Here is a 14,558-nt window from a genome sequence, read left to right as displayed (position 1 = left end):
CTAACAGACCTAAATATATTCCTAAAAAGAAAAGTTTAATATGAAACAGACTTATAATATTGATATAATAAATAAAAAGAAGGCTGTTATTTATTTCTAATATTAATTATCGGGAATAATATTCTCTATAAATAGTTGAATCAATAAAAAGAATAAAATAGCTGCCGGGCAGGATACTATGCGGATATTACGGGAGTATCGAATAACGCTTTTGCCCTTAGCCGGATAAGACGCCGACGCCTCTGCTCTGCGGCGCAACGTCGACAGCGGTTTTATTGATCGGAAATGACGAAGTTAACCCGTTTTTTTGAAATTAAACCATGACCGTTCTGGCAAAAATAGTCCACTGCGCCGCAGGCTTTCAAAACCTGTAACGGCTGGCGGCAGTCAGGACACATTGCCTGTAACGAGAAATCTTTAGCGCATGTCTCGCAATGCGCTGTATCGCCATTGCGCTCCAGCGCGTGATGGCAAACGGGGCAGGTTATTTCCATAACATTCTCCTCAGGCGCGTGACTCACTTTTACTTGAAAGGCCTGATAGCGCAGTGCTTGTCAGGCCTGGAATATTACTGAAAAAGCATTACTTGCTTTTCTTGATATGTTTCATCAGACGCTTACGTTTGCGCATTTGCGTTGGCGTCAGTGTGTTACGCTTGTTCGCATACGGGTTCTCCCCTTCTTTAAACTGAATGCGAATCGGCGTCCCCATCACTTCCAACGACTTGCGGAAGTAGTTCATCAGATAGCGCTTATAGGAGTCTGGCAGATCTTTTACCTGGTTGCCGTGAATCACCACAATCGGCGGGTTATAGCCGCCAGCGTGGGCATATTTCAGTTTCACACGGCGACCGCGCACCAGCGGCGGCTGATGATCTTCCACCGCCATCGTCATGATACGGGTCAGCATCGCAGTGCTCACCCGGCGAGTGGAACTGTCGTAAGCCTCGCGTACGGACTCAAACAGGTTGCCGACGCCGCTGCCGTGTAGCGCAGAGATAAAATGGACGCGGGCAAAATCAATAAAGCCCAGACGGAAATCCAGCGTCTCTTTCACCTGCTCTTTGACTTCCTGGCTCAGGCCATCCCATTTGTTGACTACGATAACGAGTGAGCGCCCACTATTGAGGATAAAGCCCAGCAGAGACAAATCCTGGTCGGAGATCCCCTCGCGCGCATCGATAACCAACAGTACGACGTTAGCGTCTTCAATCGCCTGCAACGTTTTAATCACCGAGAACTTTTCTACCGCATCGGTGATTTTTCCGCGCTTACGCACCCCCGCCGTGTCAATCAGCACATATTCCCGTTCGTCGCGTTCCATCGGGATATAAATGCTGTCGCGAGTGGTGCCCGGCATGTCGTATACCACCACGCGCTCTTCGCCGAGAATACGGTTAGTGAGTGTGGACTTACCTACGTTCGGGCGACCGACAATCGCCAGCTTGATCGGCAGGCTTTGCGGGTCAAAATCATCTTCCGGCGCTTCTTCGCCATTTTGTTCCGCCTCGAACTGCGCCCAGTATTCCGCGTCTTCATCCACCTCTTCCTGCGGCGCGACATCATCCATCCACGGCAGAAGCACATGTTCCAGCAGGCTCAATACGCCGCGACCATGTGAGGCGGCGATAGGGTAAATTTCGCCTAATCCCAGCGAGTAAAAATCGACAACCGCCTGATCGGGATCGAGACCATCCGTTTTATTCGCCACCAGGAAGGTCGGTTTTTCACGGGAACGCAGATGTTTGGCAATCGCTTCATCCGCCGGCATCAGGCCAGCGCGCGCATCAACCATGAATAACACCACATCCGCTTCTTCAATCGCCAGCAGCGACTGTTCCGCCATCCGCGTTTCGACGCCGTCTTCGGTGCCGTCAATACCGCCGGTGTCGATACAGATAAACTCGCGGCCTTCAACTTCCGCACGACCGTACTTACGGTCACGAGTCAGACCCGGGAAATCCGCAACCAGCGCATCTCGGGTGCGGGTCAGACGGTTAAATAGCGTGGATTTTCCGACGTTAGGGCGCCCGACAAGCGCGACCACAGGTACCATGTTTAAAGCCTCATTAAAAAAATCATCAGACAACGTGCGCATTTTGCGCCATTGTTAAAAACAGGAAAACGGCCCCTACACCAGGAGCCGTTTTTTAAAACGCACAACCGTGACGATTAACGCGTAATCGCGTAGACCGTACCGTCTTTGGCCTGGATGAGCAGTTTACCATCCGCCACCGTCGGTTCGGTCAGAAAACCGGAACTGTCTACTTTTTGTTGGGCCACAAAACGCCCGTCATCAACATTAATCCAGTGCAGATAACCTTCGCTATCGCCGACGACTAAATCACCATTATACAGCACCGGGGAGGTCAGCAAACGGTGCAGCAGATCGCTTTGCGTCCACAGCGTTACGCCGCCGTCAGTGGTCAGCGCCAGCACACGATCGTTCTGATCGACCAGGTAGATACGGTCGCCGTCGACGATAAAGTCATTGACCGAACCCAGCTCGCGTTTCCACATAATCTGACCACTGCGCAGATCCAGCGCCGTTAAGTTACCATTATACGCCAACGCGTAAACAACGCCGTTTACCACAACCGGCGTGGTATCAACGTCGCTCAGACGGTCAATTTCCGTTGGGCCAGTGGCCTGGGAGATACGCTGTTGCCAAATCATCTGGCCTTGTTGCATCAACACGGCGCTGACGCGGCCATTATCACCACCAACAATAGCCGCGCCGAACGCGGTTGCCGGCGCAGATTCGCCGCGCAGCGACAGCGAAGGCATATCCAGGTTCACCGTCCATTTAATAGCGCCATCCGCCTGATTTAGCGCCTGCAACTGACCGTTGCTGGTATGGATAAGGACGATTCCATCACTGACAACCGGGCGAGACAACGCTTCGCCTGCGACCTTCGTCTGCCATGCTGTAGTACCGTCGCTGGTATTCAGCGCATAAACCTCGGCCTTTTCACTGCCGATATAGACGTGACCGCCCGCGACCGTGACGCCGCCGGACAACAGCGCGGACGAACGAGAGAACCAGCCGTCTTTCTCGCCCAGATTCACAGACCAGATCTCTTTGCCATCATCCGCATTGAGCGCTTTTACCACGCCCGCGCGATCGGCTGCATAGACCACGTTATCTGCCATTACCGGATGAAGGTTAGAATAAAATTCGCCAATTCCGTTACCGACAGAGGTGCTCCAGACAGTGGTCGGGGTAAACTGGTTTTCAACCTGCGGTAATGGAGACATCTTGACGACATCTTCTTCGCCGCTAAACAGTGAACAGCCGCTGAGCAGGGTAACGGAAAGCAACCCTGGCAGAAGTAATTTACGCAATTGCATCGGGTCCCTCTCAGATGGACAAATTATTGATTTTCATCTGCATCATTTCGCTCAACGCCGGAGAAGCATCGCTATTGACGCCCGCTTCCCATGCGCTGCGCGCGCCTTTTTTATCACCCTTACTCAGCAACGCTTCGCCGCGCAAATCAGCGACAATGGCCGTCCATCCTTCGCCTTTAACGGCATCCAGAGTTTTCAGCGCGGCGTCAGCTTGCTTAAGCTGTAACTGAACGCGAGCGAGACGCAGATTAATCACCGCCTTGAGATTTTCATCGCTGGTGGCCGCCAACCCCTGCTGCAACTGGGCTTCGGCTTTTTTAAGTTCATTCTTATCCACAAACTGCTGCGCCAGTTCCATAGACGCCAGCGCACCATAGGTATTTTTATTCTCAGCCGCGAATTTTTCAGCGGCGGGAATGCTATCCGGCTTATCGGCGCTTACCGCCGTCACCGCATTTTGATACGCCAGAGAAGCAGCACGCGCGGACTCCGTCTGATGGCTGCTCCAGTAACGCCAGCCAACCAGCGCGCCAACCCCTAAAATCACTCCGACAGCCAGCGCTTTGCCGTTTTCGGCAAAGAAGCGTTTAATCGCATCCACCTGGTCGTATTCGTTCTCGTAAATTTCCACGCTGTCCTTCTCCTTAGCCCAATAAAGTGCGCAAATGCGCGGCGACGCTGTCCTGCGCCACTGCCGTTTGCTCACCGGAGCGCAAATCCTTCACTACAACAGTCCCATCGGCGACTTCAGATTCGCCAAGAACCAGTGCAATACGGGCGCCCCACTTATCGGCGCGGGCAAACTGTTTCTTAAAGTTGCCGCCGCCGTGGTTTGTCATTAGCTTCCCGCCTGGCATTTCATCGCGCAGCCGCTCCGCCAGCGTCATTGCCGCAGACTGCGTTTGTGCGCCGGCAGCTACCAGGTATATATCGACAACAGGAGAGGCAATAAATTCCGGATTAACTGCCTGAACTAACAAAACAAGTCGTTCCAGGCCCATCGCAAAGCCCACTGCCGGGGTAGCGCGACCGCCCAGTTGTTCCACCAGACCGTCATAACGACCACCCGCACAGACGGTGCCTTGTGACCCCAGACTGTTTGTTACCCATTCAAATACGGTGCGGTTGTAGTAATCCAGACCGCGTACCAGACGCTGGTTGACGGTGTAGGCAATCCCCGCCGCGTCCAGCAATTTACACAGGCCGGCAAAGTGCTCGCGTGAATCGTCATCGAGATAGTCGCCGAGAGCGGGCGCGTCGTTGAGCAGCGCCTGCACGTCCGGATTTTTTGAATCCAGCACGCGCAGCGGATTGGTATACATACGGCGTTTGCAGTCTTCGTCCAGCGTCTCTTGATGCTGTTCGAGGAACGCGACCAGCGCATCGCGATAGTTCGCACGCGCCTCTAATGAACCAATAGAGTTCAGCTCCAGGCTAACGTGGTCAGCGATGCCCAGCGCGCGCCACCAGCGTGCGGTCAGCATAATCAGCTCCGCGTCAATATCCGGGCCTTGTAAGCCGAAGACTTCGGCGCCTAGCTGATGGAACTGACGGTAGCGGCCTTTTTGCGGACGCTCATGACGGAACATCGGGCCGATATACCACAAACGCTGTTCCTGATTGTACAGGAGACCATGTTCGATGCCGGCGCGTACACAGCCCGCCGTACCTTCAGGGCGCAATGTCAGGCTATCGCCGTTGCGATCCTCAAAGGTGTACATCTCTTTTTCAACTACGTCAGTAACTTCACCGATCGCGCGTTTGAATAACGGGGTCTGCTCTACAATCGGCAAGCGGATTTCACTGTAACCGTAGCTGCCGAGCACGTTTTTGAGTGTGCCTTCAATGCGCTGCCAGATGGCGGTTTCGCCAGGCAGATAATCGTTCATGCCGCGAATGGCTTGAATGTTTTTTGCCACGTTTATTCTCTTTCTGAATATAAAAATGAACCCTCAGCGCTTCCCCGAACGAACCGGGAGCCATGCGGGTTCAATCATACACGGGAAGCGCGCCGCTTCCCATCACGTTCTTATTTTTCAACCTGCAGCACGTCAATCCGACGCGCTTCATCAAGTTGACTTGCTTTCGCGCGAATACGGGATTCAAGCTGCGCGATCATATCGTCGTTATCGAGTCTGTCCTTACGCACGCCGTCTTCATACAGGCCGCTTTTCTTATTGCCGCCCGTCACACCCAGCGTCGATACCAGCGCTTCGCCCGGCCCGTTCACTACGCAACCGATGATCGAGACGTCCATCGGGGTGATGATATCTTCCAGACGCTGCTCCAGCGCGTTCACCGTGCCGATAACGTCGAACTCCTGGCGAGAACAGGTCGGGCAGGCGATGAAATTGATGCCGCGCGCGCGAATGCGCAGCGACTTCAGGATATCAAAACCGACTTTGATCTCTTCCACCGGGTCGGCCGCCAACGATACGCGCAGCGTGTCGCCGATGCCTTCCGATAACAGCAGACCTAAACCGATCGCCGACTTGACCGCCCCGCTACGCGCGCCGCCCGCTTCGGTGATCCCCAGATGCAGCGGCTGATCGATCTGTTTAGCCAACAAACGATAAGACTCAACGGCAAGGAATACATCGGACGCTTTTACGCTCACTTTGAACTGATCAAAGTTGAGACGATCGAGATGATCGACATGGCGCATGGCTGATTCCAGCAGCGCCTGCGGCGTCGGCTCACCGTATTTTTCCTGCAGATCTTTTTCCAGCGATCCGGCGTTTACGCCGATACGAATAGGGATGTTTTTGTCGCGCGCGCAGTCCACCACCATACGAATACGTTCTTCGTTACCGATATTGCCGGGGTTGATACGCAAGCAGTCAACGCCGTATTCCGCTACTTTCAGCGCAATGCGGTAGTCGAAGTGAATATCGGCAACCAGCGGGACGTTAACCTGCTGTTTGATAAGCTTGAACGCTTCGGCGGCGTCCATTGTCGGTACAGAAACACGAACAATATCTGCGCCAACGCGCTCCAGCGCTTTGATCTGATTAACCGTCGCTTCCACGTCAGTGGTACGCGTGTTAGTCATCGACTGGACGGCGATAGGGGCGCCATCGCCAATCGGCACATTCCCAACGTAAATACGTGTCGATTTTCTACGTTGAATCGGAGCCTGGTTATGCATGAAAAATCTCCCGCGTTACCCGTCTGTTACTGCGCCGGTGTCGGTTCGGCATTAAGGGTCAGACGCGCAACCTGATTAGTTCTGATAAAGCGGCTCAGATCGACAGGTTTTCCTTGATACTGGATCTGCACCGCGGCCGGCGCGCCAATTTTAAGTTTATAAGGCGCCTGACCGGTTAGGTTTAAATTACCATCTTTACGCTGCATACCGCTAAACAGCTTCTTACCCGTGGCGTCAGTGACTTCGAGCCAACAGTCAGCGGTAAAATTCATCACCAGCGCGTTCGGATCGGCAGCAGGCGCCGCTACGCCAGCCTGACTGGTCGGCAGCGCGGACGGCGTCTCCGTTGCCGCTGGCGCGGCAGATGTCGCAGCCGTATCGACATTCGCCTGCGAAGGCGCGACTACCGTATTTTGCGTCGCCGCCGCCGTTGGCGCTGGCGTTTGCGTTTGCGTCGCCGCCGTCGAATCAACCGGCGTCGCAGGCGCCGGAGCCGTTTGCGCTGGCGTCGTATCCTGGCTTGTCACGGCACCGGTGTCCAGCGGTACGCTTTGGCCGCTGTCTTTATCTGCATCTGCGTTCAGTTCAGCCGTGCTTTGATCGGCCATTGTCGTGATCTCTTCCTGCTGCGCCTTATGGTTCTGCCACCACCAGGCGCCGGTCAGCCCTACGACCACAAACAGTACCAGCCAGGTAAAAGACATTAACCAGCCGTCGCGTTTTTTACGACGCTTTCCTAATGAGAAACTCTGCATCGGAGCGACTTTAGCGGCGCGCAGCGGGGCCTGCTTTTCCAGCCCCGGCAGCAGTTCCTCTTCTGGAACATGCACCAGACGCGCATATGAGCGGATATATCCGCGCAGGAAGGTTGAAGCAAGATCGGACGGCGCCTTATCTTCTTCAATATCGCGTACCGTAGAAACCTTCAGGCAAAGTCGCTCAGCGACAGCCTGCTGGCTGAGTCCGAGTTGTTCACGGGCATTGCGCAGACGAACGCCGGTGGTTTGTGCTTCATTTTGGTCGTGCGTGGCTTCAGTATTCATTCGCTACAGCTACAGGTACGTGTAAATTAGGATTCAGGCGCCGACGAGCCGTAATGCCCGCCCACACCGCGAAACATCAGGTTAGTTAACCTTAGTCAGACAGTATAAGCCTGTCAGGCCGCAGATGACAAAACCGCTAAGACACAAGGCTAAACTCTTGTTGCACCATTACATACTGCCTTAAAGTCGACAAAAACGCACCGTTATTATTGACCAGACAAGTACAACGCCAGACATTATTCAACTGACATTGCGCCACGGTATAATGAATGCCCCGTGGCGCAACTGCTATCAAATAGCCTTGATGTCAATCACCTCTCCCTGCATACGCTTACGCAGAGTACGTTTAGTACGGTCAATCACATCGCCTGCCAACTGTCCGCATGCCGCATCAATGTCATCGCCACGCGTCTTGCGTACGATGGTCGTGAAACCATAACTCATCAAAACTTTAGAAAAGCGATCGATACGGCTGTTAGAGCTGCGGCCATACGGCGCGCCAGGGAACGGGTTCCACGGAATCAGATTAATCTTACAAGGCGTCTCTTTTAGTAGCTCCGCCAGTTGATGCGCGTGTTCAGTGCCGTCGTTAACGTGGTCAAGCATTACGTATTCAATCGTCACGCGCCCCTGATTGGCGTTGGATTTCTCCAGATAGCGGCGAACCGCGCCCAGGAACGTTTCGATATTGTATTTTTTGTTGATCGGGACGATTTCGTCGCGAATAGTGTCATTCGGCGCATGTAAGGAGATAGCCAGCGCGACATCTATCATATCGCCCAGTTTATCCAGAGCAGGCACCACGCCGGACGTTGAGAGCGTGACGCGGCGTTTGGACAGGCCGAAACCAAAGTCATCGAGCATAATTTCCATTGCCGGTACGACATTGGTCAGGTTAAGCAATGGCTCGCCCATCCCCATCATGACCACATTGGTGATCGGACGCTGGCCGGTGACTTTGGCCGCGCCGACGATTTTCGCCGCACGCCAGACCTGACCGATAATTTCCGATACGCGCAGGTTGCGGTTAAAGCCCTGCTGCGCAGTTGAACAAAACTTGCACTCCAGCGCGCATCCTACCTGTGAAGAGACACACAGCGTAGCGCGGTCGTCCTCCGGGATGTAGACCGTTTCAACGCGCTGATCGCCGACAGCAATCGCCCACTTAATGGTGCCGTCTGAGGAACGCTGCTCTTCAACGACCTCCGGCGCGCGGATTTCCGCGACCTCTTTTAATTTGCCGCGCAACACTTTGTTGATGTCGGTCATCTCATCAAAATTATCGCAGCAATAGTGATACATCCATTTCATCACCTGATCGGCGCGGAAAGGCTTTTCACCTAAGTTTTTAAAAAACTCGCGCATCTGCTGACGGTTGAGATCCAGCAGGTTGATTTTCGTTTCGTTGTTAAGAACTACCGGGGTACTGCTTTCAGGTGTGACAATTTGTTCAGACATATGCTATTCCGGCCTCGTTATTACACGTTATGGCCCCTGGAGGGTTGAAAAAAGAAACGCCCCGGTAAGCTTACTGCTCGTCCGGGGGCGCTGCATTGTACAAATTCTGGCGTAAGGATGCCACGTCTGCACGCGGCATTAGCAAAAATAATATTTGAACCGATAATTTATCGCCAACGCATTTACAGCGTGAAAGACGAAGGAGATTAACGGGTGCGCGGGCACACTTCGCCTTCACCGAAGAAAAAGGCGATTTCGCGCTGCGCGGATTCCAGCGAATCCGAACCGTGGGTGCCGTTTTCAGTTAAGCTATCAGCGTAGTCGGCGCGCAGCGTACCCGCCAACGCGTTCGCCGGATTGGTGGCGCCAAGCAGATCGCGATGACGCTGTACCGCATTTTCACTTTCCAGCACGGATACCACGATAGGGCCAGAGGTCATGAACTCCACCAGACCGTCAAAGAACGGCTTGCCGTCGTGCTCAGCATAGAAGCCGCGCGCCTGCTCAACGGTCAGGTGCAGCATTTTAGTGCCAACAATTTTGAACCCTGCAGCTTCAAAGCGCGCAAAGATGCTGCCAATAACGTTTTTTGCCACCGCGTTGGGTTTAATGATGGAAAAAGTCCGTTCAATAGCCATGTTTACCTCTGAAATATGTTCTGTTGTTATGTCAGGCGCGGATTATAAAGAGCATCCCATCAATTGCCTATGGATGCAGGTAACATTTTTTTAAAATAAAATGAGCATTAGCAACAAAAGTTAAAGGCGCACAGCAAACTCAGGGGACTGACACAGCACGCAGTGCGTGTGTTCAGGCGTGAGAGCATGGAAAGTACGTTTGCAGCTTTCGCAGGTGAGCGTATACGCCGCACTATGCCGCGTTGAGGCGGGTTCCACGTCAAACCGCAGCCGCAGCGCCTGATGCGGACATACCGCCGCACAGCCGCCGCATCCCGTACAACGCGCCGCAGCTATCGTCAGGGTATTGTCGTCAAACTGGATAACGTTCTCCGGGCAGCTTCGCCAGCAGGCGCCGCACATCCTGCACTCTTGCGGACTGATTTCGGGTACGCATTCGCTGAACGCGGAAAACGCCTGTCTGAGACGCCGTTTCCCCGGCTCGACGGCACACGGGGTAATGGCGTCGCGCGGAACATGAAACAGAGTGCGCCGCGAGGCGTTAATCTCCGCGCCGACAACGTGTTTGAAAGACCAGCCCGGCTCGCCGTAGCGGCGCAGCGCTAAATTTAGCCTCGCCAGCGCCATCAGCCACTGCGCCGATCGCTCCACCGCAATATCAATAAAGCGAATACCGTACTGGCTGTGCCAGAGAAGCAGTTCATCGACCGTTGGCGCCTGTAGCGAAAACGGCCCCACCAACGTATCCCCCTGCACAAAGCGTTTAACCGGTTTGATACCGATAATGGCGTCAACAGGACAGACAAACAGACAGTCGCCACAGGCTATGCAGCGCGTCGTATCTATGCTGACCTGCCCCTGCGCCAGCGAAAACGCCTGCGCCGGACAAACATCGGCGCAAGCGCGGCAGGAAGAAAAACGAAAGCGACGACGGACGCAGGCCTGCGTCACGTCTACCGCCGGATCGATCGTCAGGTTAACCATCAGCCAATACTAAAGAAGACGTAGCGCAGCATAATCTCGCCGAGAAGCAGCAATACGCTGCCCGCCACCAGCGTCCCTCTGGCGTTTCGCAGACCGCCTGCGGCAAAGCAGAGCATTCCCGCCGCTGAGACACACCAGCCGAGAAGATAGACGTCGCGCAACTGCGCCAGCGCCTGTAGCGGATGATGCGGGAAAGTGACGACCGTCGTATCCACCGCATTAATATCCGCCAGCCATAGCGGCTGCATGATCAGGCGAATCAGCACCATCAGTGCGACCACCACCACAGCGCAGCGCATTGCGGTGCCAGCGTTGCGCAGATAAGCCAGCGCAATGACTACCGAGCCGATAATGCCTGACGTGCCAAAAAACAGCGCCAGCGTGTTGCTATGCTGCCAGGTCGCCACCGAGGCATGGATATAAACCTGCGCCATGCAGAATACATCCACCAGCCCGAACGCTGCCGCCAGCGCCAGCAGCGGCTGCCAGCCTGGCTTTCGGAAAAACAGCAGCACAACCCCTAGCCCCAGCGCCGCCAGATAAAGGCTGGCAAAGACGATTTCGCGACTCAGCCACGAACTGGCGACATGACGTAACGCATTTAGCGCATTCAGGGGATAGCCCATGTGCAGCGCTGAAGCAAGCAGCCCTACGCAGGCCAGTACAAACGCCCCCGCCATCGCGGGAAGCGCGCCGTGTGCAGGCACCCGTCCCTCTACGGCGTACTGGCGGCCCAACGCCAGCCACAGAGTCACGCCCACAGACCCTTGCAAACAGAGCGTAAAAATCAGCAGCGGTAACTCATGCATGGCGTTTACCCTCTTTTTCTGCGCCCTGATGCGCTTTGACAACCAGATTAGGTTTGGTTATGGATGAATCTGGCAGCCCGTTAACGTCGCATACGCTACCGTACTTCGCGCGCAGTTCATCAATCGGGCCAAACTTGATGGCCTCCAGCGGACAGGTCGCAACACAGACGGGCGGTTCACCTTTCGCCAGTAAATCAACGCACATGTCGCACTTGGACATTTGGCCGGTCTGCTCGTTAAGCTGCGGCGCGCCGTAAGGGCAGGACCAGGCGCAATAGCCACAGCCGACGCATTTGTCAGTATCAACGCGCACGATGCCGTCGCCCGGGCGTTTATGCATAGCGGTAGTCGGGCAATTTTTGGTGCAGACAGGGTCCGCACAGTGGTTGCAGGAAATGGAAAGCGTATAAGCAAATACGTTATTGCTGACCCCGCCCTGCCCGGTCGGGATGAAACTTCCGCCCTTGACTTCATAGACGCGGCGGAAACGACGGCCTACTTCCAGATTGTTTTTGTCTTTGCAGGCCACCTGGCAGGCTTTACAACCGGAGCAGCGTGAGGAGTCGATGAAAAACCCCAGTTGTTTATCGCTCACCGGCGGGTAATGTGTAAACTGACTCATGCTTTAGCCACCTCCACCAGCATGGTTTGATGTGAATTTCCCTTCGCCAGCGCGGTAATACGGGCCGAGCTGAGGACGTTCGCACAGCCGCCTTTATCAATACCGTTCTCATCCGGCTGCCACCAGGCGCCGGCCTGCATCGCGACAACGCCGGGAATAATACGCGGCGTCACTTCCGCCGGGATTTCGCAAATCCCGCGTGAGTTATGAATGCGCACCATGTCGCCATGCGTAATGCCGCGCTTTTGCGCATCCTGCGGGTTGATCCACAATGTCTGCTGCTGCACTTCAATCAGCCACGGGTTAGCGTATTGCGTTGAGTTGGCGCGGTTTTTTCCTTTCCACGTAATTAACTGGAGCGGAAAATCTTTCGCCAGCGCATCCTCCGGGCCTTCATGCGCGGGAACGTAGTGCGATAACGCCGGGATTTCCGGATGCTGCATGTCGTAGAGGCGCTTCGAGAAGATCTCTATTTTCCCTGACGGCGTCGGGAACGGATGATTTTCCGGATCGCGAATATTGTCTTCAAAGGCGATAAATGGCGCGCTTTTGAACAGATGCTGACGGGTCTTTTGCAGCGTGGCAAAATCCGGCAGATTTTCGTCCGGCATCGCCAGGCGCGTCTGTTCCCAGATGTGTTCAATCCACGCTTTCTCATCGCGCCCCTGGCTAAATTCATTCTCAATGCCTAATTTCGCCGCCACCTCACGTAGCCAGTCGTAGTCGGAGCGCCGCTCAAATTCAGGCTCGATCAGTTTTTCAGAGAGTATCAGGTAGCTTGCCGTACCCCAGGTTTCACCGATGTTCCAGCGTTCCATAAAGCTGGTTTCCGGCAGCAGTAGATCAGCGTATTTCGCGCTCGGCGTCATAAACAGATCGCTGGCGACAATAAACTGGATCTTTGATTCATCCTCCAGTACGCGTACCGCCTGGTGCAGATCGGGGTTCTGATTCGCCAGATAGTTCCCGGCCAGCGAGAACAGAATACGGATGTTACTGTCCAGCTTATCGGCATCTTTCAGCCCCATATCCGGCGTCACTTTGCTGGCGTCGTCTGCGGCCTGCACCCAGTTCATCACCGAAATTTTGGCTTTTACCGGGTTATCCGGCATCTCCGGACCCGCGGCGAATTTACGGTTAGCGCAGCCGCCGTAACCCGCAGCCCAACCGCCTTTGATGCCGACATTACCGGTAATGGTCGCCAGTAGAGTCGAGCCGCGCGCGGTGCGCTCGCCGCAGTTGTGGCGCTGTGGTCCCCACCCCTGAATCAACGCGGCGGGTTTGGTATTCGCGTAATCACGCGCTAACTGGCGAATGGTTTGCGCCGGCACATGGGTGATCTTTTCCGCCCACTCGGGGGACTTAACGACACCGTCTTTGGCGCCGGTCAGATACGCCACCAGCGATTCGTTAGCCGGTACGCCTTCCGGCATTGAGTCTTCATCAAAACCGATAGCGTAGCGCGCAATAAATGAGCGATCGTGCAGATTCTCGCTGATGATGACGTACATCATCGCGTCCATCAGCGCATTGTCGGTGGTGGGCAGTAGCGGGATCCACTGATCCGCCAGCGACGAAACGGTGTCGGAATAGCGCGGATCGACCACGATAAACCGCGTACCGTTCTGCTTCATCTTCTGCAAGAAATAGTTGGTATGACCAAAAATGGTCTCCGTCGGGTTATGGCCCCACAGAATCACCAGTTTGGTGTCCAAAAGCGTATCCAGCGAACTGCCGCTGGCGGCAATGCCGTAAGTATAAGGCGTCGCGGCCGCCGTGTTGCCCATACTCACAGAATGGTAGCTTTCGAGATAGCCGCCGGTCAGATTCAGCAGGCGACGCGCCATTTTATCGCCGGAAAAGGTGCCGCCGGAAACGGCGGTGCCAACATGAACATAGCGCGAAGCCGGGCCATATTTTTCAGTAATCGATTTTAAATTATCGGCGATTAAGGTTGTCGCTTCATCCCAGGAAATTCGCTCGAATTTTCCTTCACCGCGTTTTCCTACGCGCTTCATGGGATATTTAAGTCTGTCAGGATGATAAACAAATTTACGGTATGCGCGTCCACGAACACAGGCACGAATCACCGGCATTTGCGCATCCAGCGCATTATCCGGTCGCGTTGAAATTCGCGTCACGATACCGTCACTAACATGCGCCCGAATATCGCATTTGCCCCCGCAGTCAAAAGTGCTGCATGTCTGAACGACTTTTTCCGCAGGCCTGTCTTCAGTTGCTGTCACAGCTCGCGCCTGAGCGGTAGCTGGCGAGGAGACAAACGGTAACGCAATAAGCGCGGAGCTGGCCTGGATAAAGTGGCGGCGAGAAATAGCGGGCTGTTCGCCATTTCCCTGGCTTTTTATATTTTTCATGATCCGACTCGTCAAATAAAAACCCATTCTCACGTTTTTAAGTGTTAGATCTCTTGATATTTATCAAGCTCCCTCATTAAGGGTAATTCCGGAAAAATTAATAATTCTCATTAACTTTAAATTAAATGAAA

13 protein-coding genes are annotated in these 14,558 nt (G+C 54.4%); all 13 read right to left on the bottom strand.

What is annotated here, in order from left to right:
* Window positions 1-272 precede the first annotated feature (272 nt).
* The 13 genes from ACLJR2_RS11390 to ACLJR2_RS11330 all read right to left on the bottom strand — a co-directional run bounded on the left by ACLJR2_RS11390 (window position 273) and on the right by ACLJR2_RS11330 (window position 14,427).
* Window positions 273-494, bottom strand: a complete 222-nt coding sequence (locus ACLJR2_RS11390) for a zinc ribbon domain-containing protein (RefSeq protein WP_000406469.1) — start codon at window positions 492-494, stop codon at window positions 273-275.
* Window positions 495-582: 88 nt separating this feature from the next.
* Window positions 583-2,055 (bottom strand): ribosome biogenesis GTPase Der, encoded by a 1,473-nt coding sequence (gene der, locus ACLJR2_RS11385; RefSeq protein ID WP_000249411.1) that lies wholly within the window; start codon window positions 2,053-2,055, stop codon window positions 583-585.
* Window positions 2,056-2,171: 116 nt separating this feature from the next.
* Window positions 2,172-3,350 (bottom strand): outer membrane protein assembly factor BamB, encoded by a 1,179-nt coding sequence (gene bamB / locus ACLJR2_RS11380; RefSeq protein ID WP_001177072.1) that lies wholly within the window; start codon window positions 3,348-3,350, stop codon window positions 2,172-2,174.
* 10 nt (window positions 3,351-3,360) lie between these two features.
* On the bottom strand, window positions 3,361-3,981 hold the full coding sequence (locus tag ACLJR2_RS11375) for a YfgM family protein (RefSeq protein WP_000409217.1): 621 nt from the start codon (window positions 3,979-3,981) through the stop codon (window positions 3,361-3,363).
* Window positions 3,982-3,994: 13 nt separating this feature from the next.
* A complete protein-coding gene (hisS, locus tag ACLJR2_RS11370; protein ID WP_001107138.1) occupies window positions 3,995-5,269 on the bottom strand; it encodes a histidine--tRNA ligase in 1,275 nt (424 codons plus the stop codon).
* Between the two features lie 110 nt (window positions 5,270-5,379).
* Window positions 5,380-6,498, bottom strand: a complete 1,119-nt coding sequence (ispG, locus tag ACLJR2_RS11365) for a flavodoxin-dependent (E)-4-hydroxy-3-methylbut-2-enyl-diphosphate synthase (protein ID WP_000551804.1) — start codon at window positions 6,496-6,498, stop codon at window positions 5,380-5,382.
* Between the two features lie 26 nt (window positions 6,499-6,524).
* On the bottom strand, window positions 6,525-7,541 hold the full coding sequence (gene rodZ / locus ACLJR2_RS11360) for a cytoskeleton protein RodZ (RefSeq protein WP_001090881.1): 1,017 nt from the start codon (window positions 7,539-7,541) through the stop codon (window positions 6,525-6,527).
* A 291-nt stretch (window positions 7,542-7,832) separates the two neighbouring features.
* A complete protein-coding gene (locus tag ACLJR2_RS11355) occupies window positions 7,833-8,999 on the bottom strand; it encodes a bifunctional tRNA (adenosine(37)-C2)-methyltransferase TrmG/ribosomal RNA large subunit methyltransferase RlmN (RefSeq protein WP_000003206.1) in 1,167 nt (388 codons plus the stop codon).
* A gap of 206 nt (window positions 9,000-9,205) precedes the next feature.
* Window positions 9,206-9,637, bottom strand: coding sequence for a nucleoside-diphosphate kinase (gene ndk / locus ACLJR2_RS11350; RefSeq protein ID WP_000963846.1), 432 nt, complete (start codon window positions 9,635-9,637; stop codon window positions 9,206-9,208).
* 120 nt (window positions 9,638-9,757) lie between these two features.
* Complete coding sequence (locus tag ACLJR2_RS11345) at window positions 9,758-10,621, bottom strand: 4Fe-4S binding protein (RefSeq protein WP_000247773.1); 864 nt, start codon at window positions 10,619-10,621, stop codon at window positions 9,758-9,760.
* On the bottom strand, window positions 10,621-11,430 hold the full coding sequence (locus ACLJR2_RS11340) for a dimethyl sulfoxide reductase anchor subunit family protein (RefSeq protein ID WP_000544877.1): 810 nt from the start codon (window positions 11,428-11,430) through the stop codon (window positions 10,621-10,623). Before ACLJR2_RS11340 ends, ACLJR2_RS11345 begins: the two co-directional genes overlap by 1 nt.
* The gene (locus ACLJR2_RS11335; protein ID WP_000077436.1) at window positions 11,423-12,052 is read right to left on the bottom strand and encodes a DMSO/selenate family reductase complex B subunit; all 630 of its coding nucleotides are present in this window, start codon (window positions 12,050-12,052) and stop codon (window positions 11,423-11,425) included. Before ACLJR2_RS11335 ends, ACLJR2_RS11340 begins: the two co-directional genes overlap by 8 nt.
* Entirely contained in the window at window positions 12,049-14,427 is a 2,379-nt protein-coding gene (locus tag ACLJR2_RS11330; protein ID WP_001534574.1) for a DMSO/selenate family reductase complex A subunit, read from the bottom strand. Before ACLJR2_RS11330 ends, ACLJR2_RS11335 begins: the two co-directional genes overlap by 4 nt.
* Window positions 14,428-14,558 lie beyond the last annotated feature (131 nt).

The sequence above is a fragment of the Salmonella sp. SAL03688 genome (assembly GCF_046551895.1).
Taxonomy (GTDB): domain Bacteria; phylum Pseudomonadota; class Gammaproteobacteria; order Enterobacterales; family Enterobacteriaceae; genus Salmonella; species Salmonella enterica.
This window is presented reverse-complemented; position numbering and strand designations above follow the sequence as displayed.

Excerpts from the sequence above, each read along its gene's own strand:
- ACLJR2_RS11390 (WP_000406469.1), bottom strand. The coding sequence starts at position 494 with ATGGAAATAACCTGCCCCGTTTGCCATCACGCGCTGGAGCGCAATGGC.
- der (WP_000249411.1), bottom strand. The coding sequence starts at position 2,055 with ATGGTACCTGTGGTCGCGCTTGTCGGGCGCCCTAACGTCGGAAAATCC.
- bamB (WP_001177072.1), bottom strand. The coding sequence starts at position 3,350 with ATGCAATTGCGTAAATTACTTCTGCCAGGGTTGCTTTCCGTTACCCTG.
- ispG (WP_000551804.1), bottom strand. The coding sequence starts at position 6,498 with ATGCATAACCAGGCTCCGATTCAACGTAGAAAATCGACACGTATTTAC.
- rodZ (WP_001090881.1), bottom strand. The coding sequence starts at position 7,541 with ATGAATACTGAAGCCACGCACGACCAAAATGAAGCACAAACCACCGGC.
- ACLJR2_RS11355 (WP_000003206.1), bottom strand. The coding sequence starts at position 8,999 with ATGTCTGAACAAATTGTCACACCTGAAAGCAGTACCCCGGTAGTTCTT.
- ndk (WP_000963846.1), bottom strand. The coding sequence starts at position 9,637 with ATGGCTATTGAACGGACTTTTTCCATCATTAAACCCAACGCGGTGGCA.
- ACLJR2_RS11345 (WP_000247773.1), bottom strand. The coding sequence starts at position 10,621 with ATGGTTAACCTGACGATCGATCCGGCGGTAGACGTGACGCAGGCCTGC.
- ACLJR2_RS11340 (WP_000544877.1), bottom strand. The coding sequence starts at position 11,430 with ATGCATGAGTTACCGCTGCTGATTTTTACGCTCTGTTTGCAAGGGTCT.
- ACLJR2_RS11335 (WP_000077436.1), bottom strand. The coding sequence starts at position 12,052 with ATGAGTCAGTTTACACATTACCCGCCGGTGAGCGATAAACAACTGGGG.
- ACLJR2_RS11330 (WP_001534574.1), bottom strand. The coding sequence starts at position 14,427 with ATGAAAAATATAAAAAGCCAGGGAAATGGCGAACAGCCCGCTATTTCT.